The sequence below is a fragment of the Pseudoxanthomonas japonensis genome (assembly GCF_010093445.1).
GTDB classification, from domain to species: domain Bacteria; phylum Pseudomonadota; class Gammaproteobacteria; order Xanthomonadales; family Xanthomonadaceae; genus Pseudoxanthomonas_A; species Pseudoxanthomonas_A japonensis.
Map to the genome: position 1 here is coordinate 46,453 of NZ_PDWW01000020.1, position 26,232 is coordinate 72,684.

Below are 26,232 nucleotides of genomic sequence, written 5' to 3' on the forward strand. Positions count from 1 at the left end.
GTCCGCGTAGCCTGACCGCATGAAGGCCCGGCATGCCACCGACGCGCACTCGCTGGAACAGATCCCCAACATCGGGCCGTCGATCGCGGGCGACCTGCGCGGGATCGGCATCGTGCGACCGCGCGATCTGGTCGGCCAGGATCCCTACGCGCTCTACCGCCGCGTCAACGACAGCACCGGCCAGCGACACGACCCCTGCCTCTGCGACTGTTTCATCGCCGCCGTGCGTTTCATGGAAGGCAGCGGTCCGGTGCCCTGGTGGCACTACACGCCCGAGCGGAAGCTGCATTTCCTGCGACACCCCGCCGGTTAGGCTTCGGACAGGCGCGGCCGGCTAAGGTGCGGCGACCCGTCACGGAGCCCTCCATGCGCACCCGCCGCCGCTTCCTGGTCGCCGCCCTCGCCGGCACCGCCACGCTCGCCCTCGCCGGCTGCGAAACGCTCAATACGGTCACCGGCCTGTTCGGCAACCAGATCAACTTCACCCAGCCGCAGCTGCAGCGCTATCTCAACCAGAGTTTCCCGCGCGAGTTCGACAAGCTCGGCGGCCTGGTGTCGGCCACGCTGACCAATCCACGCCTGAGCATGCCGTCGAACGACGACCGCCTGCGCCTGGATTTCGACATCGGCGTCAGCGCGCTGGGTGCGCGCGACGTGAGTCGCGGTCATTTCGCGCTCGCCAGCCGCCTGCGCTACGACCCCGCCACGCGTGGCCTGCACTTGGACAATCCGGAAATCCTGTCGGTCGACGTGCCGGGCAGCGGCTCGCTGATGTCGGGCGGCACGCGCCAGCTGGTCAACACCGTGCTGGCCGAGTACGCCGGCAGCGAGCCGGTCTACCGCATCGACAGCGACATCCTGCAGCGCCTGCCGGCCAGCAAGCGCATCGCCGGCACCCAGATCGAGGACGGCCGCGTGGTCATCCACCTGCAATGAGGTAATCCGATGAAATCCCTGCTCTCCCGACTCACGCTGCTTACCCTGTTCTCGCTGCCGGCGCTGGCGTCGGCTGCTGATACCGGCGGCAACGTGCTCCGCTTCAACGCCGACCAGTTGCAGTCCGCAGCGCGCAGCGGCTTCCCGATGGAACACGCCCTGCTGGAAGGCTTCGCCTCGCTCACGCTGAGCGACCCGCAGGTGCGCATCCCGAAACCGGGCGAACGGCTGAACCTGCAGATGAACTACGACATCGCACTGGCCGGCGGCGACCGCCTGGAGAACGGCAACGTGGTCGTCAGCAGCGGCCTGCGCTACGACCCCGGCACGCGCGGCCTGCACCTGGTGGACCCGGTGCTGGAACACGTGGGCACCGGCGCCGCGGGCCGCGGCCTGCCGGGTGGTTCGCGCGAGGCCTTGCAGAACCTGATCCGTGAATACGCCAACACGCGTCCGCTGTACCGGCTGAGCGACGACGACCTGGCGCAGGTACCAGGCACGCTGGGCACCGATGCCGTCAGCATCGCGGATGGCGAGGTGATCATCACCCTGCCGCCCGCCTCCGCGCGCTGACAGCGGGGCATCAGATCTCGAAGCGGTAACTCAGCTTGACGACCAGCTGTTCGTCGTCGCGCAGGCGAAAGCTGTCCTGCAGCAGGTTGTCCACGCCGTCGGTGCCGGTGCGCTGCTCGTAGCCGCCACGGGCATACACCACGTACAGGTAGGACAACGGCGCGAGCTCGTAGCGGTAGCGCACCTGGAAACCCAGGTTGCGCACGCTGAAGTCCTCCACCGTATCGGACGCAGCCAACGCATGGCCCGCCGGATCGAAGCGCCATGCATCCTGCACGCGCGCATCCAGTGCGATCGCCTGCATCTTCACCCGCAGTTCGTGGCGGTCCGACATCACCCAGTCCACGCCGGCATCCAGGCTCATCTGGCGACGCTTGAAACCGCCTACCAGGTCCTCGCGCTGCCAGACCAGCCAGTCGGGCGTGTAGAGCGCATAGAAGCCGCCGTAGAGGCTGAAGGCGTCGTTGATGAAGTAGGTGCCGGTGTAGCCCACGCCGCCGCCCAGCTTGCGGTTGCCCGCCAGGCCGCCGCTGACGACCTCCATTTCCGTCTCATGCGCCCAGTCGCCCTTGCGCGGTCGCTCGTACTCGAAATACGTGTTGAAGTTGGCCGGCATCCGCACCACGCCGTTGCCGCGCAGCAGCATGTCGCTCAGGCCGGCGCTGTTGACGTTGATCTGGCCGTACTCGTAGCTGCCGTTGCGCAACTGGCCCTGCCGGCTGACGCGGAACTGGTCGTTGAGCTTGTCGCCGTGGTTGTTGTGGCTGCTGCTGACACGCCAGCGCCAGTCCTTGGAGGAATACCGCGAGTCTTCCGGCAGGTCGGTGAAGCGCTTGCGTATTTCCCAGTGCAGGTAGTTGGTGCTGTTGCGCGACAGATAGCCGAAATCGTTGAGCTGCAGGTCGTTGCCGAAGTGCATGGCGATCCACTGCTGGCGCCAGCCGTGGTCCATCTCGTAGTCGGCCCACACGGTCGCGCCGACGTCGTCGACCTCGTTGCCGGCCTGTTCGATGCGACTGCCCAGCAGCCGCGTGCGTACGTTCCAGCGCGCGGTCGGCCGCCAGTTGTGGTCCACGCCCAGCACGGTGGCGTCGCGGTCGCGCCAGGGGTCGTCCACGCGGGTGAGCATCGCACCGACGTTCTGCGTTTCGAAGTCGCGCACCACGCGCAGTGCGTGGTAGCTGCGCCCGGTGGCGCCATCCTCGTCGGCGGAAAACAGGCCGTAGTTCACCTTGCCCAGGCTGCCGTTCAACTTCACCGCCGCGGTGATGTCGCCGGTGCTGCCGACGCGGCGCGTGTACAGCTGCTGGCTGTCGTCGGACGGCGTGGTCAGTTCGAAGATGCCCTGGTTCTCGGTGAAGAACGGGCGCTTGTCGCTGATGAAGGTCTCGGTGGCGCTGAAGTTCACGACCAGGTCGTCGGCTTCCACCTGGCCGAAATCCGGCTTCAGTGTCGCGGTCAGCTGGAAGCGGCCGTTCGGCTTCCAGAACAGATCGCCGCCGGCGTTGAAATCACTGCGTCCGCCGACGTTGTCGTACAAGCCCGATACGTAGGGCGTGATCGCAAGCAGCGACTGGTCGTACCGCGGAACCGTGACCGGAGCGAAGTCCGACAGGAAGCGGGGGCGCTCGAAACTGGCCTGCGGCCACGCCATGCGCTCGCCGGTGGACCCGATGACGCGCGCCAGGAACACCTTAAGCGTGCGCTGCCCGTCGGTGCCATCGCGCATCGGCGCGGTGTGCCACGGGATCAGCAGTTCGACCGACCAGCCCTGTTCGTCCTCGCTGACGGCATGGCGCCACTGGCCGTCCCAGTCGTTGCTGAACTGGTTCTCGTTGGTGATGATCTCGTCGGCGATGCCACCCGTCGAACTGACGGTGAAGGCATAGCCGGTGCGGCCATCGCCATCGAAGTCGATGAACGCATTGACGCGGTCGACCTGCGCATCGAAGTCGCGCTGCACCTTCTGCCGGGTGCGCGGCACGCTGGCCGGGTGCGTGGCGCGGAAGGCGATCGCCAGCCCGTCCGGCGTGGCGAGGATCCAGGCTTCGGTCGGCAGCGAGCCGGGCTCGCCGGTCAGGGGCTGGGTCTTGCGGAAGTCGGTGACGTGGCGCGCGTCCTGCCATTCGGCGGGATCGATGCGACCGTCGATCTCGACGGCGTGGACGAGACCGCAGGGGGCGGCCAGGGCGAGCGCACAGGCGAAACGGAAGAGGGTCATGGCAGGCGGGTGGTGGTCCGGTGCGCGCAAGGTAGCGACGTGCGGGACGGACCACACCTGCCTTCGGTCATTTCAACCTTCTGGCTTGCGGCGGCATCCGTGCCTGCGAAGGGGACTCGCCGGGATCAGCGGCCCTTCTTCGGTTGCAGCATCGTGCCCGTGCACTTCTTGCTGCCGCAGCGGCAGGCCCAGATCTTCTTCAGCCTGGCAGTGTGCGGCTCGGCCAGCACGATGCCGTAGTTGTACGTCAGTTCCTCGCCCGGCTTGATCGCACGGATCGCCTCGATGAACACCTTGTCCTTCTTGCGGTTCTTGCCGTCGTGCTCTTCGATGACGGCTTCGCAGTTCGGATCGCAGCTGTGGTTGATCCAGCGCGCCTTGTTGCCCTTGTGGTTCGCGTCGATGACGTAGTCGTCGTTGAGCGTGAACAGGAAGGTGTGACCGGAATCGGCGTCGCCGGTGTCGTCGGCGTCCACTTCGTCGTGGGTGCGACGCTTGCCCTTGTACTCCACCACGCGCTCGCCCTTCTCGATCGGGGCGATGGCGAACACGCCGTTGCCGTGGATGTCGGATTGGCGGGCTTCGATCTTGCGGGGCATGCGGCGTCCAGAGGGGAGGTGAAGGCGGGATTCTCGCCCATGCCCGCGGGATTCCCAAATCGGCGACCTGAATCGCGGGCGGTCCCGACATGGCCGGTCCACGTGGGACGGCGCGTTCGATGGCTGATTCCCGTCGCAGAGCCCTCGCCATGCCTCCTATCCGTTCCCTGCTCGTTCCCGCGCTGGCGCTGTCGCTGGCCGCCTGCCATGCCCCGTCCCCGCACACGCAGGCAGCGCAACCCGCGGCAACGCCGTCTGACGCCGACCTGCTGGCACGCGGGGAATACCTGGTCCGCATCACGGGCTGCAACGACTGCCATACGCCGGGCTATGCGGAGTCCGGCGGGACGGTGGCCAAGGACACCTGGCTGGTCGGTTCGCCGATGGGCTTCAACGGGCCGTGGGGCACCACTTACCCAAGCAATCTGCGCCTGCGGATGCAGCAGCTGACCGAAGCGCAATGGATGGAATACAGCGCCACCCTGCGCACGCGTCCGATGATGCCGGACTTCGCCGTGCGCGCGATGAGCGAAGACGATCGCCGCGCGATCTACCGCTTCGTCCACGCGCTGGGCGCGGCAGGCCAGCCGGCCCCCGAGGCACTGCCGCCTGGGAAGACGCCGCCAGCACCGTACCTGGGCATGGTGTTGCCGGCCGCCGCGGAGGCACCGGCCGCGAAATGAGCGGCCGGGCGCGGCTCACCACGGAAAACCGCGGCCGTTGAAGATCCAGGCCAGGCCGAATGCCAGGCCGAACACGGTCCAGAACAGTGCGCCAACGCCGCGGAACAGCTTGACCGCGAGGTAGATGCCGCCCGCAACCAGCAGGGCGCGCCACAGGAAACGATGGTCCAGGCCATGGCCCGGGGAAGCGGATGCGGTGTGGGCATGGGACGTGTTCATGGCGGTTGCCTCGGGTCGCTGACCGTCCGGGAGTGGACGTGACCCATCTTCCGGATCGCGTTCGCCCGACATCAGTCGCAGCCGTCAGCCATCGCGGGTGACAATCGTCAACCGCACCCATGCGCCTGAACGGGGAAATCCCCGGATTTGAGCCTGGCGGCACGAAAGCGTACAATTTCGGTACGTTTTCTGGATCACCCTCCCCGATGCTCCGTGTCACCAAGCTCACCGACTACGCCACCGTGGTCCTGACCGTGCTCGCCGCCCGTCCGGGCGAGGTGCTCAGTGCGTCCGACCTGGCCGAGCATTCCGGCCTGGAGACGCCCACCGTCAGCAAGGTGCTCAAGCCGCTGGCCCAGGCCGGGCTGGTGGAAGGCCTGCGTGGCGTGCACGGCGGTTACCGCCTGAGCCGCGACGCCGCCGCGATCAGCCTGGTGGAGATCGTCGAGGCCATGGAAGGTCCACTGGCGATGACCGAGTGCAGCCAGAGCGAAAGCCAGTGCGGCATCGCGCAGAAATGCGGCGCACGCGCCAACTGGCGGCTGATCAACGACGTGGTGGCCGACGCGCTGCGCGGTTTCACCCTCGCCCAGATGATCGCTCCTCCCCCCTCCTCTTCCGACGACGTGCGCAGGCGACCCATCGCCGTGCAGGTCGCCACCCGCTGAACCGTAGGCAGCCCGATGGCCACCGAGAACGCTGAAATCCTGGAACAGCTGGGACGTCGCTACGACGCCGGCTTCATCACCGACATCGAATCCGACTCGCTGCCGCCCGGCCTCGACGAGGACGTGGTGCGCGCCCTGTCCGCCAAGAAGGACGAGCCCGAATGGATGACCGAATGGCGCCTGGCGGCCTACCGCCACTGGCTGACCATGCCGGTGCCGCACTGGGCCAAGCTGAAGATCGCACCGATCGACTTCCAGGCCATCAGCTACTACTCCGCGCCGAAGGCCAAGTACGCCTCGCTGGACGAGGTGCCGCAGGAACTGCTGGACACCTACGACAAGCTGGGCGTGCCGCTGCACGAGCGCGCCAAGCTGGCCGGCGTGGCGGTGGATGCGGTGTTCGACTCCGTGTCGGTGGGTACCACCTTCCGCAATGAACTGGCCGAGAAGGGCATCGTGTTCTGCTCGATGAGCGAGGCCATCAAGGAACATCCGGAACTGGTCAAGCAGTATCTGGGCAGCGTGGTGCCGGTCGGCGACAACTATTTCGCGGCGCTGAATTCGGCAGTGTTCTCCGACGGCAGTTTCGTGTTCATCCCCAAGGGCGTGCGCTGCCCGATGGAACTGAGCACCTACTTCCGTATCAACGCCGGCCACACCGGCCAGTTCGAGCGCACCTTGATCATCTGCGAGGACAAGGCGTCGGTGTCCTACCTGGAAGGCTGCACCGCGCCGATGCGCGACGAGAACCAGCTGCATGCCGCCGTGGTCGAACTGGTGGCGCTGGAAGATGCCGACATCAAGTACAGCACGGTGCAGAACTGGTATCCCGGCGACGAGGAAGGCCGTGGCGGCATCTACAACTTCGTCACCAAGCGTGCCGAATGCCGTGGCGCCCGCAGCAAGGTGGTATGGACCCAGGTGGAAACCGGCTCGGCGATCACCTGGAAGTATCCGTCCTGCGTGCTGCTCGGCGACGACTCGGTGGGCGAGTTCCACTCGGTCGCGCTGACCCACCACCGCCAGCAGGCCGATACCGGCACCAAGATGATCCACATCGGCAAGCGCACCAAGTCGAAGATCGTCAGCAAAGGCATCAGCGCCGGCCGTGGCCAGAACACCTATCGCGGCCTGGTGAAGGTGGACCGCAACGCCGATGGCGCACGCAACCACACCCAGTGCGACAGCCTGCTGATCGGCAAGAAGTGCGGCGCCCACACCTTCCCCTACATCGAGGTGAAGAACCCGACGGCGACGTTGGAGCACGAGGCCACCACGTCGAAGATCAGCGACGACCAGATGTTCTATTGCCGCGCGCGCGGCATCGGCCAGGAAGATGCCGTCAGCATGATCGTCGACGGCTTCTGCAAGCAGGTGTTCCGCGAGCTGCCGATGGAGTTCGCGGTGGAAGCGAAGAAGCTGCTGGAAGTGTCGCTGGAAGGCAGCGTCGGGTGACGAAACCAAACCCTTCCTCCGCCTGCGGGGGAAGGTGCCCGAAGGGCGGATGGGGGCGGACGTACCGCGATGCCCCCACCCCAGCCCTCCCCCGCAAGCGGAGGAGGGAGCAGATCAACGAATCGGAAACGAACATGCTCAAGATCGACAACCTCCACGCCAGCGTCGCCGGCAAGGACATCCTCAAGGGCCTCTCGCTGGAAGTGAGGCCCGGCGAAGTGCACGCCATCATGGGGCCCAACGGCGCCGGCAAGTCCACGCTGGGCAACATCCTGGCCGGCCGCGAAGGCTATGAGGTCACCGCCGGCAGCGTCGAATTCGACGGCAAGCCGCTGCTGGACCTGGACCCGGAAGAACGTGCCGCCGCCGGCGTGTTCCTCGCGTTCCAGTATCCGGTCGAGATCCCCGGCGTCAACAACACCTACTTCCTGCGTGCCGCGCTCAATGCGCAGCGCAAGGCGCGCGGCGAGACCGAACTGGATTCGATGCAGTTCCTCAAGCTGGTGCGCGAGAAGCTGGCCGTGCTGCACCTGAAGGACGAACTGCTCCACCGCGGCGTCAACGAAGGTTTCAGCGGCGGCGAGAAGAAGCGCAACGAGATCTTCCAGCTGGCCGTGCTGGAGCCGAAGCTGGCCATCCTCGACGAGACCGACAGCGGCCTGGACATCGACGCATTGAAGAACGTCGCCGATGGCGTCAACGCGCTGCGTTCGCCCGACCGCGCCTTCCTGGTCATCACGCACTACCAGCGGCTGCTCGACTACATCAAGCCCGACGTGGTGCACGTGCTGGCCGGCGGCCGCATCGTCGAGAGCGGCGGCCCGGAACTGGCGCTGGAACTGGAACAGCACGGCTACGCGTGGATCAAGGACCGCGTGACGCCGGAGCAGGCCGCCTGATGAGTGCGCTGCTGGATTCCCTGTCGGCCGGCTTCACCGGCGATGCCGCCCGCCGCGCGGTGCTGGACGAGGCACTGCGCGACGGCCTGCCAGGCCCGCGCACCGAGGCCTGGAAGTACACCTCGCTGCGGCAGCTGGAGCGTCGCAGCTTCGCCGCCGTCGACGCGTTGCCGTCGCTGGACCCGATGCTGCTGGCCGATATCCCTGCGCCGCGCGCGGTGTTCGTCAACGGCCTCTACTCGGTCGCGCTGTCGCTGACGACCGACCTGCCGGACGGCGTCAGCCTGCAACTGCTGTCCGAGGCCTTGGCTGAGGGCGGCGATGCGGCACGCTTCCTGCAGCGCCGCTTCGAGCGTACGGACGAAGTGTTCGCGCGCCTCAATGCGGCGCTTGCGACCGAAGGCGTGCTGCTGCGCGCCGAGCCGGGCGTACGCAGCGACCAGCCGTTGCACCTGGTCTTCATCGGGGCCGGCGATGGCACGGACCGCGCCTGGCACCTGCGCAACCTGATCGAACTGCGTGCCGGTGCGGCATTGACGGTGGTCGAGCACCACCTGGCCATCGACAGCCACGCCCATTTCATCAATGCGCTGAGCCACGTGCACCTGGCCAAGGATGCACGCCTGACGCACGCCCGCATCGAGTCCGACAGCGAGCGCGCGACCACGCTGCTGCGCACCGATGCGGTGCTGGCGCGCGACAGCGAGTACCGTCGCGTGGACCTGGAACTCGGCGGCGCGCTGTCGCGGCACGAACTGAACGTCCGATTGGAAGGCGACGCCGCACGGCTCGTGGCCAATGGCGTACTGCTCGCCCACGGCCGTCGCCATGTCGACACGCGACTCGGCATCGACCACATCGGTCGCGACACCGCCTGCGAGCTAACGTGGCGCGGCCTGGGCGCGGGCCGCGGACGTGCCGTATTCCACGGCGGCATCCTGATCCGCGAAGGCGCGGACGGTACCGATGCCGCGCTGTCGAACAAGAACCTGTTGCTGTCAGCCAACGCGGAGATCGACACCCAGCCGGTGCTCGAGATCCATGCCGACGAAGTGAAAGCCGCGCATGGCGCCACGGTCGGCCAACTGGAGGCCAACGCGTTGTTCTACCTGCGCTCGCGTGGCCTGCCGCAGGCTGAAGCACAGCAACTGCTGACGGCCGCGTTCTGCCGCGAGCCGCTGTCCGCCATCGAGGATCCCCGCCTGCGCGACCTGCTGGTCGCGCGCGTCGACGCCGCCCTCGCCAACGTGGGCGTCGCATGAATCACGAAGTCAGCGCACCGCCGACGATGGATGCCACCATCGACTGGAATCGCGTCCGCGCGGACTTCCCGTTGCTAACGCGGCAGGTCAACGGCAAACCGCTGATCTACCTGGACAGCGCCAACACGGGACAGAAGCCGGGCTCCGTCATCCAGACGGTCGACGACTTCTACCGGCAGCACAACGCCAACGTCAGCCGCGCCGTGCATACGCTGGGCACGGAGGCCACCGAAGCCTATGAAGGTGCGCGCAAGACCCTGGCGCGCTTCCTCAACGTGCGGCCGGACGAACTGGTGCTGTGCAGCGGCACGACGTTCGCGATCAACTTGGTCGCGTATTCGTGGGCGCTGCCGCGCCTGCAGGCCGGCGACACGATCCTCGTCTCGCGCATGGAGCACCATGCCAACATCGTGCCGTGGCAGCTGGTAGCCCAACGCACCGGCGCCACGATCAAGGTCGCCGAGATCCGTGAGGACGGCACGCTCGACCTGGATGCACTGCTTGCAGCGATGACGGGCGACGTGAAACTGCTCGCCCTCACCCATACCTCGAACGTACTGGGTACCGTGAATCCCGTGCGGGAGATCTGCCGCGAGGCGCGCAAGCGTGGGATCGTCACCGTTGTGGATGGCTCGCAGGCCGTGCCGCATCGCGCCGTGGATGTCGCCGCGATCGGCTGCGACTTCTACGCACTGACCGGCCACAAGATGTGCGGCCCCACCGGTACCGGCGCGCTGTGGGCGCGCAAGGAACACCTGCAGGCCATGCCGCCCTTCATCGGCGGCGGCGAGATGATCAAGGAAGTCAGCTTCGACGGCACCGTGTTCAACGACGCGCCGCACAAGTTCGAAGCCGGCACACCCAATATCGCGGGCTTCATCGGTCTGGGTGCTGCCGCGGAATACCTGGACGCGCTGGGCATGGCGAACGTCGAGGCGTGTGAAGCGGAACTGCTCGCGCACGCCACCGAAGAGCTGGACCGCATCGAAGGCCTGCGCATCTTCGGCCGGGCGCCCGACAAGGCGGCGGTGATCTCCTTCCTGATCGAAGGCGCGCACGCGCACGATCTCGCGACCCTGCTGGACCTGGAGGGCGTCGCCGTCCGTTCCGGCCAGCATTGCGCGCACCCCTTGCTGCAGTTCTACGGCGTGGCCGCTACCCTGCGTGCCTCGTTCGCGTTCTACAACACGCACGAGGAAGTCGAGCATTTCGTCGCTGCGCTCAAGAAGGCCCGGAGCCTGCTGGCCTGACGGTGTGGACCGCCGTGACGGCGGTCCGCACCCTACAATGCGCGGATGGATACCCCGACCTTCCGCGCCGCCACGGCGGCTGACATCCCCGCCCTCGTTTCCCTGGTGACCTCCGCCTACCGTGGCGACGTCAGCAAGCAGGGCTGGACCACCGAAGCCGACATGCTGGATGGGCAGCGCATCGATGCCGAGGTGCTCCGCAAGGACATAGAACGACCGCGCAGCCGCATCGTGCTGGCCGAACGCGGGGACGGCGACCTGCTGGCCTGTGCGCACGTAGCGGAAGAAGACGGCGCAGGCTATTTCGGCATGTTTTCGGTCCGTCCCGACCTGCAGGGCGGCGGCGTCGGCAAGGCGGTGCTGGCGGAGGCCGAGCGCGTCGCGCGCGAGGACTGGGGGCTCCCGGCCATGCGCATGACCGTGATCGACATCCGCGACGAACTGATCGCGTTCTACGAGCGCCGTGGTTACATGCGCACCGGCATCAAGAAGCCGTTCCCCTACGGCGATGAGCGCTACGGCATCCCCAAACGCGACGACCTGCGCTTCGAGGTGCTGGAGAAGCCGCTGACGGGAGCACGCGCATGAGCGGGAACTGGACCTTCGTCTGCGCGACGGGCGAGCTGTTGCCCGGGGAAATGAAGACCGTGTTCGACGAGGTCACCGGTACCCCGATCATGGTGGTCAACCATGACGGCGAGGTGTACGCGCTCGAGGACAAGTGCAGCCACGAGGACTTCGAGCTGTCCTCCGGCACTTTTGATCCTGTGGAGGCCAGCATCGAATGCGTTCTCCATGGCGCCCGCTTTGACGTCCGGGACGGGCGGGCCTTGTGCGCACCGGCGTATTCGCCGGTAGCCAAGTTCCCCACCAAGCTGGAGCATGGCGGCATCTGGACACGCGACGACCGGGACTGAGTGCCCTGCCCCGGCTCCCCGCGCCAGCGTTGTAAAGCCGATGTTGTAATCGCGAATAATTCTCATTATTCTGGCGCCCCGCCTGCGACCGGCTGTCGCAGCCCGCGCCCGGATCCGCTTGACCCCTCTCTTCGCCGCCGCTGCCCGTATCGTCGCCTGCCTGCTGCTGGGCTGCGTACTGCTGGCCGTGGCTCGCGACAAGGCGGCGCCGGTCGCCGATCGCCTGGCGACGTCGTCCGTTCCGCTGGCGGCACTCCTTGTCAGTGGCGATGCCGATCACCAGGATGCCGCCTGCGTGAAGGCGCCATCCGGTCTGCAAACACCGGAGTCCGGCGCCACGAAGACGGAAGCGGAGCCCGACCTCCCCTTCGGTTGCCCGCGCGCCGCGCGGCCCGACCTGGTGCTCTGGCGTCCGATCAGGCTGCGTGATGCCTCGCCGGCCATGCGACGCAGCGCCTCCCTTGGGCGCGGCCCTCCGCGCGCCACCTGAGCAGGGCGCACGTCACCGACGTGCACTCCCACGTCGCCTGCCCGCCCCTTTCCCGACCTTGTCCCGGCCGCAGTCCGATCCCGGCTGCGCGCATCTCCTTTCCCTTCCCGCCAGCCTTCGCCAACGGGTGCCCCACCACCTTGAGGATGCTCATGAACCTTCGTCATTCCCCGCTTACCGCCGCCCTGTTGCTGGCGATCGCCACGCCGGTCCTGGCCGCCCCCGCCGGAGAAGCACCCGCCGATGCATCGAGCCAGGCCAAACAGCTCGACACGGTCGAAGTCCACGGCGAACGCGTGCGCAAGGCCAGTTCGCCCAAGTACACCGAGGAACTGGTCGACACGCCGCAGACCATCACCGTGGTCACCAGCGAAGTGATGGCGCAGCAGAACCTGCTCGGCCTTCGCGACGTGCTCAGCACCCTGCCCGGCATCACCTTCGGCGCAGGCGAAGGCGGTGGCGGTTATGGCGACAGCATCAATCTGCGCGGTTTCAACGCGACCACTGACATCACGGTCGACGGCGTGCGGGACAGCGCGCAGTACACCCGCACTGACAACTTCAATCTGGAGTCCATCGAGCTCGTCAACGGCGCCAACTCCGCGATGTCCGGCGCCGGGTCCGTGGGTGGCAACATCAACCTCGTGAGCAAGACGGCACGCGAAGGCAATTTCAGTACGTTCACGCTGGGTGCTGGCACCGACAGCTTCGGGCGCGCCACCGTGGACAGCAATCACGACTTCGGCACCGGCCAGGCACTGCGCGTCAACGCCATGGTCCATCGCAACGACGTCGCGGACCGTGATGTGGAGGAATACAAGCGCTGGGGCATCGCGCCTTCGTTCGCGATCGGCCTGGGTTCCGACACCCGCTTCACGCTGAGCTACCTGCACCAGCACGACGAGAACATCCCGGAATACGGTCTGCCCTACTTCGCAGCCTACGGCGGCCTGCTGCCCGGCATCAGCCGAAATGCCTACTTCGGCTACCGCAACATGGACAGGCAGGAGATCGATGTCGACATGCTGACCGGCGTCTTCGAGCACGACTTCAACGACCGGACCTCTCTGCGCAGCCTCGCCCGTTACCAGAAGGTCGACCAGCACACGCTGGTGAACCCGACGCAGGGTGCCTGGTGCCTGGACAGCGGCATCAATCCGTCCACGGGCGCGGCCTGTACCGGCACCATGCTGCCGGGGACATACCAGCCATCCGGCCCCCGTGGCACCACGCGCGACACCACCAACGGATTGGCGCTCAGCCAGACCGACCTGACGGCACGCTTCACCACCGGCAGCGTGGAGCATGCGCTGGTTGCGGGCTTCTCGTTCATGCATGAAACCTACGAACTGGACAACGGCAACACCCAGCGCAACGCGGATGGCACGGCTCCCGCGTACCCGGTGATGGACATCCATAACCCGGACAATGTCTATGCCGGTCCCTTGAACTACATCCGCACCGGTCACACGGACGGCACGCTGGACAACCAGGCCATCTATGCCTTCGACACACTGAAGTTCAACCCGAAATGGGAACTGGCCCTGGGCGCGCGCTATGAACACAACGAGGGCGACACGCGCACGCTCACCTATGCGACACCGGCGGCTGGCGGTGCCATCACTGTCGGCCCCACTTTCCGAAACGAGGAGGACCTGTTCTCCTACCGTGCAGGTCTTCTGTTCAAGCCCGCCGACAACGGCAGCGTCTACCTGTCCTACGCCAACTCGAAGACGCCCTCCAAGGCATCGGTCAACGGCGCCTGCACCGCGCAGACCTGCGAAGTGGATCCTGAAACCGCGGTCAACATCGAGCTGGGTACCAAGTGGAATCTGTTGGACGAGCGGCTGGCCGTGACGGCGGCGCTGTTCCGCAACGAACGCCAGAACTACAAGGTGGCCGATCCCAACAACCCGGACAATCCGTCGGGCATGCAGCAGCTGGACGGCAAGGCGCGCGTGGACGGCATCGCGCTGGGCGTGGCGGGCAACATCACGCGCGCGTGGTCGATCTTCGCCAACTACACCTACCTGGACAGCGAGGTCCTGCAGAGCGTGTCGGATCGCGTACTGGAGGACACGGGCATCGATGCCCAGGCCGGCAATCCGCTGCCCAACACGCCGGAGCACTCTGCCAGCGCGTGGACGACGTATGCGCTGCAAGGCTGGACATTCGGCTACGGCGTCACCTACCAGGGCGACTTCTACACCGCGAGTACGGCCAACGCACCTCGCGTGAAGAGCTACACCATGCACCGGGCGATGGCAGGCTACCAGTTCAACGCGCGCTTCGGATTGCAGTTGAATATCGACAATCTGTTCGACAAGCAATACTTCACGCGGGTACGCAACAATGGCTGGGCGACGCCTGGCGCGGCACGCTCGGCCGTGCTGACGGCCACCTTCAAGTTCTGAGGCGCGTGATGCCGTAGTTCCTGCGCCCCGTCCGTGCACAATGGGCGGGGCGCTTCCGTTGCGAGGTCAACCACTATGCTGCTGGCGATTCCCGATGTCCTCACGTCCTCGCAGGTCGCACAGGCTCGCGCACTGCTGGACGCAGCTGATTGGGCCGATGGCCGCATCACGGCCGGCTACCAGTCAGCCAAGGCCAAGGACAACGCCCAGTTGCCGGAGGACGCTCCAGCAGCGCGCGATGTCGGCGCACTGATCCTGGACGCGCTGTCGCGCAACAGCACCTTCTTCTCGGCCGCGCTGCCCAGGCGCATCTATCCGCCGCTGTTCAATCGGTACCGTGGCGGGCAGTCGTTCGGCTACCACGTCGACAACGCCATCCGCTACGACCGCAGCCGGGGCGGTGTGGATCCGGTGCGCACCGACCTGTCGGCAACGCTCTTCCTCAGCGCCCCCGACGAGTACGACGGCGGTGAACTGGTCATCGAGGACACCTTCGGCACCCAGACCGTGAAATTGCCTGCCGGCCACATGGTCCTTTACCCGGGTACCAGCCTGCACAAGGTCACGCCGGTGACACGCGGCGCACGCGTTGCCTCGTTCTTCTGGCTGCAGAGCATGGTGCGCGACGACGGCCAGCGGCGACTGATGTTCGAACTGGACGTTTCGATACGGCGCCTGACCGCGGATGTGCCCGAACACCCTGCCCTGGTGCAGCTGACCGGCGTGTACCACAACCTGCTCAGGCAGTGGACCGACATCTAACCTTCCAGCAAATAGGATTCATCCCTTTTTGCATTTGAGAAGTATTCTCACTTACTATAGCCCCGTTCAGCCTGCCTCCAAGGCAGGTTCCGGGGACTCGCTTGATCTACCCACCGCCAAGTTCCAGACGTTCCAAGCGCGCACTGCCGCCGCCGCGCGCGCGCCTGGCGTGGCGGTCTGTCGCGGGCTGGGGACTCCTGATCCTGGTGCTGGGCATGGTGATGTCGGTAGCCACGCTGTCCCGCCGCGGTGGCAGCGACCACCAGGCAGCGAACACCTTTGTCGAGCCCGCCGTCGCCCAGCATGACCTGAGTGAGGATGACCCCCCGCTCGAATCCAAGCATCAGGCGTCACCGGCCAAGAAGCCCCGCCTGAAGACGCTGCTGGTCCAGACCATGCCGGCCACAGATCCGGTGCAGCGCCTGGCCTTCCACCTGTGCTCGTGCGATGCCGCTCCCACGCCGCACCACGTTGCCCGGCATACCGCGCCCGAGCCCCGCTCGCGCCGCAGAGATCCCGTCCTGCGCCTGCATCCAGGCCAGGCACCTCCCCGCCTCGTCGCCTGACGCGCGTGCCGGCGCCATGCCGGCAATTCACCTCCATCACCCCTTCGTGCGAGCGCTGACGCCAGCGCCCTGCCTTCCGCTTCCTACTTCATGTGAACGCCATGACTGACTCCCGCCTCACCGGGCGCGCCCGCCTGCGCCACCACCGCCTCGCCATTGCCTTGTTCGCCATCACCTCGGCACCCGCCTTCGGACAGGTCGCTCCGAACGGTTCCGCTGACGCGACCGATTTCGATACCGTCGTCGTGACCGCCGCCGGCTTCGAACAGAAGATCACCGATGCACCCGCCAGCATCAGCGTGATCACCCGCGAGGACCTCAGCCAGCGGCCCTACATGACGCTGCTGGATGCCGTGCGCGACATCGAAGGTGTCGACGTGGGTGAAACCCGCGACAAGACCGGCCAGGGCACCATCTCCATGCGCGGCATGGGCTCGGACTACACGTTGATCCTGGTGAACGGCAGGCGCCAGAACAACCACGGAGATATCTACCCGAACAACTTCGGCGGCAACCAGTTCAACCACATCCCGCCACTGGACGCGATCGAGCGGATCGAAGTGATCCGTGGGCCGGCATCCACGCTTTACGGTGCGGATGCCATGGGTGGCGTGATCAACATCATCACCAAGCGCAACCTCGACAACTGGAGCGGCTCGATCAGCGTCGGCCGCACCATCGAGACGGACGACCAGTTCGGCGATGACTCCACCGCGGATTTCTACGTCACCGGCCCCCTCGTCGCAGGCACACTGGACTTCAGCGCACGTGGCAGCTGGTATGAACGCGATGCCTCCAATCCCGTGTATGCGCCGGCTACGGATCCGTCGGGCGTGACCCACACCCGCGTTCTCGGCTTCGGTGGTGGCGGCAAGACCGTAGACAACACCAACAAGGCTGGCGGCTTCAGCCTGGAGTGGATGCCCACCGAGAACCAGAGTCTGACGCTGGACTACGACACGTCCAGGCAGGAATACGACAACAGCACCAAGATCAACGATGCCGGCGTGGAAGAGTATCCGGTCGGCACCGTGGACAGCATTGCCAGCATCTGGGCGGCAGGCAATGCCTGCCTGGGAGCCGCCGGCGCCAATGCCGCTGCCTGCCAGGCGAATGGCGGCACCTGGGGACGGCGCGCGAATCCGCGCGTGGGCTATGGCCCTACCCAGGAATTCACCCGCGACAGCTGGGCGCTCACCCACGAAGGCAGGTGGAGCTTCGGCAACAGCATGGTCTCGCTGGCGCACATCGCCACCAACAATGATGGGCGCACGTTGCCCTTCACGGTGACAGAGCGCGAGCAGTTGCTGGCGATGTTCGACGGCACCGGACAGTACGCCGGCATGAGCCTGGCCGATCGCCGCGCGTTGGCCGAGTCCACCTTCCTGCCTCGCCCCAAGCGCACTCTTGAGAGTCGCCAGTACACGCTCGATGCCAAGCTCGACGCACCCTGGCAGTGGCGAGGCGACCACACCTCCGTCATCGGCGCCCAGGTCATCCGCGGCGAGCTGGAAGATGGCGTCTTCGGCATGGAAGCGGGCACGCCCAGCGCGGTGCAGGAGCACAACATGTATTCCGTGTTCTCCGAGGACACCTGGTACGTGATCAAGCCGCTGGCGATCACTGCTGGCCTGCGCTACGACGACCATGAAATCTTCGGCGACCAGATCAGTCCGCGTCTCTATGGCGTCTATACCGTGAGCGAACAGTGGACGGTGAAGGGCGGCATCAGCACCGGCTTCAAGACACCGAAGACCACCCAGCTTTACGACGGCATCACCGGTTTCGGCGGCCAGGGCACGACACCGCTGTTCGGCAATCCGGACCTGCAGCCGGAAACCAGCACCAGCACCGAGTTGGCGGTCTACTGGCAGCATCCGGGCGGCCACGGCGTGAATGCCACCGTCTTCCGCAACGAGTTCGACGACAAGCTGTCCACCGAAGCCTGCGGCGTGGGTCTGGCGCTGGCGTGCCCGACCGGCGAGTACGCCGATATCGGCTATGTCACCGGCAACGTACCGGTCAACATCGATGAGGCCATCGTGCAGGGGGCGGAAGTGGCCGGCCGCTGGCAGATCAGCGATCGCTTCCGCTTCCGCGCCAACTACACGTACACCGACAGCGAACAGAAAAGCGGCCCGTCGCGGGGTCTGCCGTTGGGCAACAGCGCCAAGCACATGGCCAATGCGACGCTCGATTGGGCGGCCACCGACCGGTTCAACGTCTTCCTTTCCGGTGAGCTCCGTTCGAAGCGCTATCGCGGTGCGGACGCCGTGACAGGCGAGCCGCTGTACTGGAAGGACTACGAGGTGTGCCACCTGGGCGCGTCGTACAAGGCGACCGGCTGGCTGACGATCAACGCGCGCATCAACAATCTGCTTGATCGTGATTTCACGAGTTACCGGACCACGTTCACCGACGACGGCGATGGCACGTGGACGCCCGTCCCCCAGGACGACTACAACAACAAGGACAAGGCCCGCAGCCTCTGGCTGAGCCTCAACGTCAACTTCTGAGCCTCCCGGGCGTTCCCACCCCCGCGACGGGGTGGGAATGCCCCTCAATTGAGAGCCATTCTCATTCGTGATGTAATGGCGAACCGCACCACGCCGCATCGAGACCGCCGTTGTCCCCTTCCGCTTCCCCTGCGCTCCAGCAACAACGCCGCGGCTTCTGGCTGCGGACGTTGCATCAGTGGCACTGGATCAGTTCGGCGGCCTGCCTGATCGGCATGCTGCTCTTCGCGATCACCGGGATCACGCTGAACCACGCGTCGAAGATCGAGGCCACGCCCGACGTCAGCAACCTCACGGCCACGGTGCCCGCGGATGTGCTGGCGGGACTCGGTGACCGTCAGGAAGGCAATGCGCCGCTGCCGCCCCCAGTTGCAGGCTGGCTGGAGGACGAACTGTCCATTTCGATCGGCAGCCGCCAGGCCGAATGGTCGGACGTGGAGGTCTATCTTTCCATGCCTGGCCCGGGCACCGACGCCTGGTTGAACATCGACCGGGAAACCGGTGCGGTCGAATACGAACGTACCAACCGCGGCTGGATCTCCTATTTCAACGATCTGCACAAGGGTCGCAATGCCGGTCCCGCGTGGGGATGGTTCCTCGACATTTTCGCCGTCGCCTGCCTGGTGTTCTGCATTACCGGGCTGTTCCTGCTTTACCTGCACGGCAGGCAGCGCAGCATGACCTGGCCGATGGTCGGCCTAGGCCTGCTGGTCCCCCTGCTGATCGCCCTGCTTTTCATCCACTGATTCCCCTCCACGAAACCGCGAGTGACCGCATGTCGAAGATCGCCGTCCACACCACGCTCACCATCGCGCTCAGCGGCCTGCTGGCCACGCCGGCCTATGCCGCCACGCTGGACATCAACGTCGAGATCCCCAAGCTCAACGTGGCCGAGTACCACCGCCCCTACGTGGCGGTGTGGGTCGAAGGCGCCGACCAGAAGGTCGCCGCCAACCTGTCCGTCTGGTACCAGCAGACCAGCAACTCGGAAGGCCATGGCACCAAGTGGCTGCCTGACATGCGCCAGTGGTGGCGCAAGTCCGGGCGGTCGCTGCAGGTGCCCGTGGATGGCGTGACTGGTCCGACCAAGCCGGTCGGCAAGCACGCGCTGAGTTTCACGGACAAGCAGCACCTGGCGAAACTGGCCCCGGGCCAGTACACGCTGGTCGTCGAAGCCGCGCGCGAAGTCGGTGGTCGCGAACTGCTGAAGATCCCCTTCACCTGGCCCGCCAAGGGCGCGCCGCAATCGGGCAAGGCGCAGGGCAGCACCGAACTCGGTGCGGTCACGCTGACCGTCAAGCCCTGATTCCCTTCCCCTACCGAGCTGGAGATTCCGATGAAGCGTTCCCTCGCCGTGGCCATCGCCCTGGCCTCCGTCATTCCGGTCACCGCCCTCGCCCACAAGGCCTGGTTGCAGCCCTCGCAGACCGTCATCGCCGGCACCAATCCGTGGATCACGGTGGACGCCGCGGTGTCCAACGACCTGTTCTATTTCAACCATGTGCCGCTGCGCACCGAAGGCCTGGTCATCACCGCGCCGGATGGCAGCACCGCGGAAGCGCAGAACCTGGCAACGGGCAAGTTCCGCACCGTGTTCGATGTCGAACTGAAGCAGCAGGGCACCTACCGCATCGCCACGGTCAACAAGAACCTGATGGTTCGCTGGGAAGGCGCCGACGGCAAGCCGGGCGGCCTGCGTGGCGCCAAGCCGGAAGACCTGGCCACCAAGGTGCCGAAGGATGCGAAGAACCTGCAGGTCTCGCAGTCGATCGGCCGCATCGAAACCTTCGTGACCAACGGTTCGCCGAACGACACCGCACTGAAGGCGACCGGCGAAGGCATCGAACTGCTGCCGGTCACGCACCCGAACGATCTGTTCGCCGGCGAGCAAGCGAAGTTCAGGATGCTGGTCGACGGCAAGCCGGCCGCAGCCCTGGAGTTCGAGATCACCCGCGGCGGTACGCGTTATCGCAACGCGCAGGAAGAGATCAAGGTCACCACCGACAACAACGGCGAATTCAGCGTGACCTGGCCGGAAGCCGGCATGTACTGGCTGGAAACCGGCACGCAGGACGAAAAGACCACCATCCCGCAGGCGAAACAGCGCCGCCTGAGCTACGTGGCCACGCTGGAAGTATTGCCCCAGTAAGCCCTCACCGCACCGCCGGACCTGCATCCGGCGGTGCACGCCGGAATGACTACTTCGACCTCCCCCACTTCTGCATCCGCGACGCCCGTCCATGCGTTGCGCGGCCAGACCATGGGTACCACCTGGTCGGCGCAGTGCGTCAGCGCTTCGCGCGTCGACCTGCATGGCCTGCACGACGCCGTGCAGGGCCGCCTCGACCAGGTCGTCGCGCAGATGAGCACGTGGAATGCCGACGCCGACATCATGCGCTTCAATCGCGCGATGGCGGGGGACTGGTTCGTGCTGCAGGAGGACTTTCTGCGCGTGCTCGCCGCAGCCCTGGATGTCGCCTCCCTCAGTGGCGGTGCCTTCGACCCCACCGTATCGCCCCTCGTCGCCGCATGGGGGTTCGGCGCGCATGCCGGCGGCCAAGGTCGTCCTTCCCCGGCCGACCTGGTCGCTGCGCGGTCGCGCGTCGGCTGGCAGCAGCTCCGCTTCGACCCGGAACGACATCGCGCTAGGCAACCGGGAGGCCTGATGCTCGACCTCTCCGCCATCGCCAAGGGCTACGGCGTGGACGTCGTCGCCGACCTGCTGCGTCGTCGCGGCATCGAGGCGGCGTTGGTCGAAGTCGGCGGCGAGCTTTACGGATATGGCCGCAAGGCCGATGGCACGCCGTGGCGCGTGCTGGTGGAATCCTCGCCCGACGAGGAAGCGGACAGCGAAGGACTGGAGCCACGCATCCTGGCGCTAGATGGCCTGGCGGTTGCGACGTCCGGCGACCGCTGGCATGCCTATGCGCAGGAGGGACGACGCTACTCGCACACGATCGATCCACGAAGCGGCGAGCCGGTCACGGATACAGCCGCTGCGGTGACGGTGGTTGCCACGGACGCCATGCGTGCTGATGCGTGGGCGACCGCATTGACGGTGATGGGCGCTTCCGTTGGGTATGCGTTCGCGACTGAACACGAACTGGCCGCCCGCTTCCTGCAACGCACGCCAGACGGCCTGCAGGAAACGATGACCCCCGCCTTCGAACGCCATCTCGCCGCATGAGCAAGGCGTCGACCACCCCACTACGCGGCATCGCGCCGCTGTTCGGCAACGCGCTCGTCATGCTGCTGTTGGCCGCGTGCGCGTGGCTGCTTGCCGGATTGCACGACGGGGACTGGTGGCAGGCCATGCCATCGGCTGCGCGGGGCTACGCCGCGGCCGCCTCGGTCCTCGCGTATGCGGCACTGGTTGGCGCATTCCTGTACCGCGCACGTGCCCGCGACAAGACGGCACAATCGCGGGCAGTCGCGACGCGGGATGCGATGTGGGTCGTGCATGCCAGTCAGACCGGGTTCGCGATGGAACTGGCCGACATGACGGCGGCGTCGCTCCGCCGAGCAGGCGTGGCCGTGCAGCGCGCGGGACTCGAGCACCTGGATGCCGCGCGCCTGCAAGGCATCGAGCGTGCAATGTTCGTGGTCAGTACCACGGGCGAAGGCGATCCGCCGGATCCTGCGATGGGCTTCGTGCGCCAGGTGATGTCGCAGACACTCGCACTGGAGACATTGCAGTACGCCGTGTTGGCATTGGGCGATCGCGAATACGCGCAGTTCTGCGCTTTCGGCCACCAGCTCGACGATTGGCTGAGGCACCAGGGCGCGAAGCCGCTGTTCGATCTTGTGGAAGTCGACAACGCCGACGACAGTGCGTTGCGGCACTGGCAGCACCACATCGGCCAGTTCGGCGATGACACCGAAGTGCCGGACTGGTCGGCACCTCGCTACGAGGCGTGGCGGCTACGCGAACGTGTCGAACTGAATCCGGGCAGCCTGGGTGGGCCCGCATACCATCTTGTGCTGGCGCCGGAGGATGGCGGCCTCCTCGTATGGACGGCAGGCGACATCGCCGAGATCGGACCGCAGCACGCGCGAGAGGATGTGGATCGCTTCCTGCATCGGACCGGCATGGACGGCAGTGCCCGCGTCCATTGGCAAGGTGAGACCCGACCGCTCGCCACCGTGCTCGCGCTCTGCCATTGGCCCGATCCGGCGACGGCTTTCACGGAGGCGCAGGCGTTGGCGGACGCCTGCACGCCCTTGCCGCACCGCGAGTACTCGATCGCCTCCACGCCCGCTGACGGTGCGCTGCACCTGCTGGTGCGGTTGATGCGGCGCCCGGACGGCACCCCCGGGCTGGGCAGCGGCTGGCTCTGCACGCATGCGCGACCCGGTGACGCCGTCGCGTTGCGCATACGGCGCAATCCCAATTTTCACGCGCCGGCGGCCGACACGCCGATGATCCTGATCGGCAACGGCACCGGACTCGCGGGCCTTCGCGCCCATCTCAAGGCGCGTGCACCGGCAGGCGCAACGCGCAACTGGTTGCTGTTCGGCGAGCGTCAACGAACGCGGGATTTCTTCCACGCTGAAGAATTGCTCGCGTGGCAGACGCAAGGGCTGCTCGAGCATCTCGACCTGGCTTTCTCACGCGACGGAGGCGAACACCGCTACGTCCAGCACGCATTGCTGGCGCAGGCGGACCGGGTGCGCCGATGGATCGACGAAGGTGCCGCTCTGTACGTCTGCGGCAGCCTGGCAGGCATGGCCCCGGACGTGGATGCGACGCTGCGACGCATTCTGGGTGACGAGCGGATAGAAGCGTTGCGTGCCGACGGGCGCTATCGACGGGACGTGTACTGAGGCGCGGTCAGCCGGCCCCGTCTTCGACACGGATGGCCAGCAGTTCTCCTCCACCCTCGAGCGCATATCGGGTGCGGCCATCGCCCGGAACGAGGATGGCCGTATCACCGCTCCAAAGTGGACCGAGGCCGCTGTCGGCATCGAACATCGCCTGCCCGGCGATCAGATGGACGACCCAGTGCACGCCCGGTTCGGTGAAGAACAGCATCGGTCCCACCAGCGGACGATGCAGCAGTTCGGTGCGCACACGGCCACGGCGCCACATCAGGTTGAAGTCATGCGTCGTGCCGTCGACCAGTTCGCCCGTGACGACGTCTTCGCCAGCGAAGCGCACGCGGTCGTGCGGCGGCATCAGGTCGACCGTACGCCCATCATCGAACCTCAGGCGCAGCCCGTTGCCGCGAAGCAGCACCAGCTCGCGGTCGATGCCGGGAAACGAGGAGAACGCCGCGTCGCGCTCGATCTCGGCGATCGACAGTCGCCAGTCCCACGCATCGTTGTCCGGCACCCGCACGATCTCGCGTGTCCAGCCCAGGCCGTTCTTCCAGCGGTCACGCCGGTACTCGTTCGAGGGAATGAGGCGTGACGATGCCGGCATGGTGTCTCCGTGTCAGGGCGCGGCGCGATTCTAGCCCGTCCATTCACCGGCGTGCCGGAGTCGGAAACGACATCGCCCGGGCGCGCATCCTGCGCGTCCGGGGCGATGTCCACCTCCCTGTCGGCATCCTGCCAGTCTCAGGCTCCTGCCCGTTCCCGACACGTGCGCATCCTGCGCGCTATGAATACATCCTTGTCGGCATCCTGCCTGTCTCCCCCTGGCTTCCTGCCCCTGTGCGTGGCGCCCCACCTCCTGTGGGAGCGCCCCGCACGGGATTCGATCAGCGTCGCGCCACCGGCTTGGCGGGCGCCGCGGTGGCGGCCGCGGGCTTGCCCGTCGGCTTCGCCGGCGTGGCGCCGGTGCGCAGTTCGATGCGGTCGCGGTTCTGCTCGATGGTGCTCAGGCCGATGCCTTTCACCATGGCCAGCTCCTCGGCGCTCTTGAACGGTCCGTTGGCCTTGCGGTACTCGATGATGGCGGCGGCCTTGGCGGGCCCCACGCCGATCAGCACGCGATCCAGCGCGGCCGCATCGGCGGTGTTGATGTTGACCTTCTCTGCGGCGAACGCCTGCACGGCGAACAGCAGCGACAGGGCGGCGGCAAACAGGGTGTGGATGAACGACTTCATGACGACTCTCCTTGTGGCGTTGGACTCTCCTTGCATGACGGATGCGTCGCGGCATCCGTCATGTTTCCGCCTGCGGGCCGTGGGCCTTGGCGGTAGGGAAAGTGTCCAACTCCGACGGGAGCCAAGGTATCGCCCTGGCGCGGGGGAATCTGCCCGTAAACACCGCGGCCGGCTGTAGGAAAAGTCCTACCCTCAGCCAGGGCGTAGAATGGCGTCCAGCCTTTCAGTACCCGGAGTAGCCATGGATACCGCCAAAGTCGACCGTTACGTTGCCGAGAAATGGGATGACGACATCGTCCCGCAGCTGGTCGAGTACATCCGCATTCCGAACAAGTCGCCGATGTTCGACAAGGACTGGGTGGCCAACGGCTACATGGAGCAGGCCGTGCAGCTGATGGAGCGCTGGGCGAAGGCGCAGTCCGTGCCCGGCATGCAGGTGGAGGTGGTGCGCCTGGAAGGCCGCACACCGCTGATCCTAATCGAGATTCCCGCCAGCGGCCCGGAAACCGGCGCCGACACCGTGCTGCTGTACGGCCATCTGGACAAGCAGCCGGAAATGACCGGCTGGGACGACGATCTGGGCCCGTGGGTGCCGGTGATCAAGGGCGACAAGCTGTATGGCCGCGGTGGCGCCGACGACGGCTACGCGATCTTCGGTTCGCTGGCCGCCATCCAGGCGTTGCAGCAGCAGGGCGTGCCGCATGCGCGCTGCGTGGTGCTGATCGAGGCCTGCGAGGAATCCGGCAGCTACGACCTGCCGGCCTACGTCGACCACCTGACCGACCGCATCGGCAAGCCGTCGCTGGTGGTCTGCCTGGACTCGGGTTGCGGCAACTACGAGCAGCTGTGGTGCACCACCTCGCTGCGCGGCCTGGCCGGCGGCAACTTCACCGTCAAGGTGCTGGAGGAAGGCGTGCACTCCGGCGACGCCTCGGGCGTCGTGCCCTCGAGTTTCCGCCTGCTGCGCCAGTTGCTGTCGCGGCTGGAAGACGAACAGACCGGCCGCATCCTGCCGGATGGCTTGCAGGTGGAGATCCCGGACGCGCGCCTGGCGCAGGCGCAGGAAGCCGCGCGCGTGCTGGATACGGCGGTGTTCGACAAGTTTCCGTTCCTGCCCGGCATGACGCCGATGGCCGAAGACCTGGCCGAACTGGTGCTCAACCGCACCTGGCGGCCGGCGCTGTCGGTGACCGGCGTGGACGGCATGCCGCCGCTGTCGTCGGCGGGTAACGTGCTGCGTCCCTACACCTCGGTGAAGCTGTCGCTGCGGCTGCCGCCGACGCTGGAGGGCAAGCAGGCCGGCCAGCTGTTGAAGGACCTGCTGGAGAAGGATCCGCCGAACGGCGCGCAGGTCAGCCTGGAACTGGAAAAGGCCAGCACCGGCTGGAACGCACCGGCGATGTCGCCGTGGCTGGAGAACGCCATCGACGCCTCCAGCCGCGAGTTCTTCGGCAAGCCAGCGATGTATATGGGCGAAGGCGGCACCATTCCGTTCATGGGCATGCTGGGCGAGAAGTTTCCCGGTGCGCAGTTCATGATCACCGGCGTGCTGGGCCCGCATTCCAATGCACACGGTCCGAACGAGTTCCTGCACATCCCGATGGGCAAGAAGGTCACTGCCTGCGTGGCGCGGGTGATCGCCGAACACCACGCTGCCAGCGTGCGTGGCGAGACCACGGGCGTCGCCGCGGTGGCGGGCGGCGAACAGCACGGCGATCACGGCTGCTGCTGATCGCGGTGTGCATTGGCATC

At 66.5% G+C, this 26,232-nt stretch carries 27 protein-coding genes; 22 read left to right on the plus strand and 5 right to left on the minus strand.

Features of this window, described 5'->3' with window-relative positions:
* Positions 1 to 19: 19 nt before the first annotated feature.
* Genes CSC78_RS13505 through CSC78_RS13515 form a run of 3 tightly spaced genes read left to right on the plus strand, consistent with a single transcriptional unit; the run spans position 20 to position 1,509 of the window.
* A complete protein-coding gene (locus tag CSC78_RS13505; RefSeq protein ID WP_162338384.1) occupies positions 20 to 313 on the plus strand; it encodes a helix-hairpin-helix domain-containing protein in 294 nt (97 codons plus the stop codon).
* 53 nt (positions 314 to 366) lie between these two features.
* Positions 367 to 936: a DUF1439 domain-containing protein gene (locus CSC78_RS13510; RefSeq protein WP_162338385.1), complete on the plus strand. Its 570-nt coding sequence runs from the start codon at positions 367 to 369 to the stop codon at positions 934 to 936.
* Between the two features lie 9 nt (positions 937 to 945).
* Positions 946 to 1,509: a DUF1439 domain-containing protein gene (locus tag CSC78_RS13515; RefSeq protein WP_162338386.1), complete on the plus strand. Its 564-nt coding sequence runs from the start codon at positions 946 to 948 to the stop codon at positions 1,507 to 1,509.
* Positions 1,510 to 1,519: 10 nt separating this feature from the next.
* Here CSC78_RS13515 and CSC78_RS13520 read toward each other — a convergent pair whose 3' ends face one another.
* Together CSC78_RS13520 and CSC78_RS13525 are read right to left on the minus strand one after the other, a co-directional pair.
* Positions 1,520 to 3,730 (minus strand): DUF5916 domain-containing protein, encoded by a 2,211-nt coding sequence (locus tag CSC78_RS13520; RefSeq protein ID WP_162338387.1) that lies wholly within the window; start codon positions 3,728 to 3,730, stop codon positions 1,520 to 1,522.
* Between the two features lie 125 nt (positions 3,731 to 3,855).
* A complete protein-coding gene (locus CSC78_RS13525; protein WP_162338388.1) occupies positions 3,856 to 4,329 on the minus strand; it encodes an SET domain-containing protein in 474 nt (157 codons plus the stop codon).
* A 119-nt stretch (positions 4,330 to 4,448) separates the two neighbouring features.
* Between CSC78_RS13525 and CSC78_RS13530 the strand changes: the two genes are divergently transcribed.
* Positions 4,449 to 5,012: a cytochrome C gene (locus CSC78_RS13530; RefSeq protein ID WP_238391281.1), complete on the plus strand. Its 564-nt coding sequence runs from the start codon at positions 4,449 to 4,451 to the stop codon at positions 5,010 to 5,012.
* Positions 5,013 to 5,027: 15 nt separating this feature from the next.
* On the opposite strand, the gene CSC78_RS13535 is transcribed toward CSC78_RS13530, so the two are convergent.
* Positions 5,028 to 5,231, minus strand: coding sequence for a DUF4175 domain-containing protein (locus CSC78_RS13535; protein ID WP_162338390.1), 204 nt, complete (start codon positions 5,229 to 5,231; stop codon positions 5,028 to 5,030).
* A 206-nt stretch (positions 5,232 to 5,437) separates the two neighbouring features.
* Between CSC78_RS13535 and CSC78_RS13540 the strand changes: the two genes are divergently transcribed.
* The 17 genes from CSC78_RS13540 to CSC78_RS13620 all read left to right on the plus strand — a co-directional run bounded on the left by CSC78_RS13540 (position 5,438) and on the right by CSC78_RS13620 (position 23,254).
* Positions 5,438 to 5,899, plus strand: coding sequence for an SUF system Fe-S cluster assembly regulator (locus CSC78_RS13540; RefSeq protein ID WP_162338391.1), 462 nt, complete (start codon positions 5,438 to 5,440; stop codon positions 5,897 to 5,899).
* A 15-nt stretch (positions 5,900 to 5,914) separates the two neighbouring features.
* On the plus strand, positions 5,915 to 7,354 hold the full coding sequence (sufB, locus tag CSC78_RS13545) for a Fe-S cluster assembly protein SufB (protein WP_162338392.1): 1,440 nt from the start codon (positions 5,915 to 5,917) through the stop codon (positions 7,352 to 7,354).
* A 134-nt stretch (positions 7,355 to 7,488) separates the two neighbouring features.
* Complete coding sequence (gene sufC, locus CSC78_RS13550) at positions 7,489 to 8,253, plus strand: Fe-S cluster assembly ATPase SufC (protein WP_162338393.1); 765 nt, start codon at positions 7,489 to 7,491, stop codon at positions 8,251 to 8,253.
* On the plus strand, positions 8,253 to 9,515 hold the full coding sequence (gene sufD, locus CSC78_RS13555) for a Fe-S cluster assembly protein SufD (protein WP_162338394.1): 1,263 nt from the start codon (positions 8,253 to 8,255) through the stop codon (positions 9,513 to 9,515). Before sufC ends, sufD begins: the two co-directional genes overlap by 1 nt.
* Entirely contained in the window at positions 9,512 to 10,765 is a 1,254-nt protein-coding gene (locus CSC78_RS13560; protein WP_162338395.1) for a cysteine desulfurase, read from the plus strand. The genes sufD and CSC78_RS13560 overlap by 4 nt, the downstream gene beginning before the upstream one ends.
* A 45-nt stretch (positions 10,766 to 10,810) precedes the next feature.
* Positions 10,811 to 11,353 (plus strand): GNAT family N-acetyltransferase, encoded by a 543-nt coding sequence (locus CSC78_RS13565; protein ID WP_162338396.1) that lies wholly within the window; start codon positions 10,811 to 10,813, stop codon positions 11,351 to 11,353.
* Positions 11,350 to 11,682: a non-heme iron oxygenase ferredoxin subunit gene (locus tag CSC78_RS13570; RefSeq protein ID WP_162338397.1), complete on the plus strand. Its 333-nt coding sequence runs from the start codon at positions 11,350 to 11,352 to the stop codon at positions 11,680 to 11,682. The genes CSC78_RS13565 and CSC78_RS13570 overlap by 4 nt, the downstream gene beginning before the upstream one ends.
* Positions 11,683 to 11,800: 118 nt before the next feature.
* A complete protein-coding gene (locus CSC78_RS13575) occupies positions 11,801 to 12,172 on the plus strand; it encodes a hypothetical protein (protein ID WP_162338398.1) in 372 nt (123 codons plus the stop codon).
* Between the two features lie 152 nt (positions 12,173 to 12,324).
* Positions 12,325 to 14,586: a TonB-dependent receptor gene (locus CSC78_RS13580; protein ID WP_162338399.1), complete on the plus strand. Its 2,262-nt coding sequence runs from the start codon at positions 12,325 to 12,327 to the stop codon at positions 14,584 to 14,586.
* Positions 14,587 to 14,661: 75 nt separating this feature from the next.
* The gene (locus tag CSC78_RS13585; RefSeq protein ID WP_162338400.1) at positions 14,662 to 15,348 is read left to right on the plus strand and encodes a Fe2+-dependent dioxygenase; all 687 of its coding nucleotides are present in this window, start codon (positions 14,662 to 14,664) and stop codon (positions 15,346 to 15,348) included.
* A 101-nt stretch (positions 15,349 to 15,449) separates the two neighbouring features.
* Complete coding sequence (locus CSC78_RS13590; protein ID WP_162338401.1) at positions 15,450 to 15,914, plus strand: hypothetical protein; 465 nt, start codon at positions 15,450 to 15,452, stop codon at positions 15,912 to 15,914.
* 101 nt (positions 15,915 to 16,015) lie between these two features.
* Complete coding sequence (locus tag CSC78_RS13595) at positions 16,016 to 18,430, plus strand: TonB-dependent receptor domain-containing protein (protein ID WP_162338402.1); 2,415 nt, start codon at positions 16,016 to 16,018, stop codon at positions 18,428 to 18,430.
* 110 nt (positions 18,431 to 18,540) lie between these two features.
* Positions 18,541 to 19,176, plus strand: a complete 636-nt coding sequence (locus CSC78_RS13600) for a PepSY-associated TM helix domain-containing protein (protein ID WP_162338403.1) — start codon at positions 18,541 to 18,543, stop codon at positions 19,174 to 19,176.
* A gap of 29 nt (positions 19,177 to 19,205) precedes the next feature.
* Positions 19,206 to 19,736: a DUF2271 domain-containing protein gene (locus tag CSC78_RS13605; protein ID WP_162338404.1), complete on the plus strand. Its 531-nt coding sequence runs from the start codon at positions 19,206 to 19,208 to the stop codon at positions 19,734 to 19,736.
* 30 nt (positions 19,737 to 19,766) lie between these two features.
* Positions 19,767 to 20,579: a DUF4198 domain-containing protein gene (locus tag CSC78_RS13610; protein ID WP_162338405.1), complete on the plus strand. Its 813-nt coding sequence runs from the start codon at positions 19,767 to 19,769 to the stop codon at positions 20,577 to 20,579.
* A gap of 111 nt (positions 20,580 to 20,690) precedes the next feature.
* Positions 20,691 to 21,617, plus strand: coding sequence for an FAD:protein FMN transferase (locus tag CSC78_RS13615; protein WP_162338406.1), 927 nt, complete (start codon positions 20,691 to 20,693; stop codon positions 21,615 to 21,617).
* Entirely contained in the window at positions 21,614 to 23,254 is a 1,641-nt protein-coding gene (locus CSC78_RS13620) for a sulfite reductase subunit alpha (protein WP_162338407.1), read from the plus strand. The genes CSC78_RS13615 and CSC78_RS13620 overlap by 4 nt, the downstream gene beginning before the upstream one ends.
* A 7-nt stretch (positions 23,255 to 23,261) precedes the next feature.
* On the opposite strand, the gene CSC78_RS13625 is transcribed toward CSC78_RS13620, so the two are convergent.
* Entirely contained in the window at positions 23,262 to 23,852 is a 591-nt protein-coding gene (locus CSC78_RS13625) for a HutD/Ves family protein (RefSeq protein ID WP_162338408.1), read from the minus strand.
* 280 nt (positions 23,853 to 24,132) lie between these two features.
* Entirely contained in the window at positions 24,133 to 24,480 is a 348-nt protein-coding gene (locus CSC78_RS13630) for a ComEA family DNA-binding protein (protein ID WP_162338409.1), read from the minus strand.
* Positions 24,481 to 24,721: 241 nt separating this feature from the next.
* On the opposite strand from CSC78_RS13630, the gene CSC78_RS13635 reads away from it, so the two are divergent.
* Positions 24,722 to 26,212, plus strand: coding sequence for a M20 family metallopeptidase (locus CSC78_RS13635; RefSeq protein ID WP_162338410.1), 1,491 nt, complete (start codon positions 24,722 to 24,724; stop codon positions 26,210 to 26,212).
* Positions 26,213 to 26,232 lie beyond the last annotated feature (20 nt).

Coding starts and splice junctions, on each gene's coding strand:
- CSC78_RS13505 (WP_162338384.1), top strand. CDS start 20: ATGAAGGCCCGGCATGCCACCGACGCGCACTCGCTGGAACAGATCCCC.
- CSC78_RS13510 (WP_162338385.1), top strand. CDS start 367: ATGCGCACCCGCCGCCGCTTCCTGGTCGCCGCCCTCGCCGGCACCGCC.
- CSC78_RS13515 (WP_162338386.1), top strand. CDS start 946: ATGAAATCCCTGCTCTCCCGACTCACGCTGCTTACCCTGTTCTCGCTG.
- CSC78_RS13520 (WP_162338387.1), bottom strand. CDS start 3,730: ATGACCCTCTTCCGTTTCGCCTGTGCGCTCGCCCTGGCCGCCCCCTGC.
- CSC78_RS13525 (WP_162338388.1), bottom strand. CDS start 4,329: ATGCCCCGCAAGATCGAAGCCCGCCAATCCGACATCCACGGCAACGGC.
- CSC78_RS13530 (WP_238391281.1), top strand. CDS start 4,449: ATGGCTGATTCCCGTCGCAGAGCCCTCGCCATGCCTCCTATCCGTTCC.
- CSC78_RS13535 (WP_162338390.1), bottom strand. CDS start 5,231: ATGAACACGTCCCATGCCCACACCGCATCCGCTTCCCCGGGCCATGGC.
- CSC78_RS13540 (WP_162338391.1), top strand. CDS start 5,438: ATGCTCCGTGTCACCAAGCTCACCGACTACGCCACCGTGGTCCTGACC.
- sufB (WP_162338392.1), top strand. CDS start 5,915: ATGGCCACCGAGAACGCTGAAATCCTGGAACAGCTGGGACGTCGCTAC.
- sufC (WP_162338393.1), top strand. CDS start 7,489: ATGCTCAAGATCGACAACCTCCACGCCAGCGTCGCCGGCAAGGACATC.
- sufD (WP_162338394.1), top strand. CDS start 8,253: ATGAGTGCGCTGCTGGATTCCCTGTCGGCCGGCTTCACCGGCGATGCC.
- CSC78_RS13560 (WP_162338395.1), top strand. CDS start 9,512: ATGAATCACGAAGTCAGCGCACCGCCGACGATGGATGCCACCATCGAC.
- CSC78_RS13565 (WP_162338396.1), top strand. CDS start 10,811: ATGGATACCCCGACCTTCCGCGCCGCCACGGCGGCTGACATCCCCGCC.
- CSC78_RS13570 (WP_162338397.1), top strand. CDS start 11,350: ATGAGCGGGAACTGGACCTTCGTCTGCGCGACGGGCGAGCTGTTGCCC.
- CSC78_RS13580 (WP_162338399.1), top strand. CDS start 12,325: ATGAACCTTCGTCATTCCCCGCTTACCGCCGCCCTGTTGCTGGCGATC.
- CSC78_RS13585 (WP_162338400.1), top strand. CDS start 14,662: ATGCTGCTGGCGATTCCCGATGTCCTCACGTCCTCGCAGGTCGCACAG.
- CSC78_RS13595 (WP_162338402.1), top strand. CDS start 16,016: ATGACTGACTCCCGCCTCACCGGGCGCGCCCGCCTGCGCCACCACCGC.
- CSC78_RS13605 (WP_162338404.1), top strand. CDS start 19,206: ATGTCGAAGATCGCCGTCCACACCACGCTCACCATCGCGCTCAGCGGC.
- CSC78_RS13610 (WP_162338405.1), top strand. CDS start 19,767: ATGAAGCGTTCCCTCGCCGTGGCCATCGCCCTGGCCTCCGTCATTCCG.
- CSC78_RS13615 (WP_162338406.1), top strand. CDS start 20,691: ATGGGTACCACCTGGTCGGCGCAGTGCGTCAGCGCTTCGCGCGTCGAC.
- CSC78_RS13620 (WP_162338407.1), top strand. CDS start 21,614: ATGAGCAAGGCGTCGACCACCCCACTACGCGGCATCGCGCCGCTGTTC.
- CSC78_RS13625 (WP_162338408.1), bottom strand. CDS start 23,852: ATGCCGGCATCGTCACGCCTCATTCCCTCGAACGAGTACCGGCGTGAC.
- CSC78_RS13630 (WP_162338409.1), bottom strand. CDS start 24,480: ATGAAGTCGTTCATCCACACCCTGTTTGCCGCCGCCCTGTCGCTGCTG.
- CSC78_RS13635 (WP_162338410.1), top strand. CDS start 24,722: ATGGATACCGCCAAAGTCGACCGTTACGTTGCCGAGAAATGGGATGAC.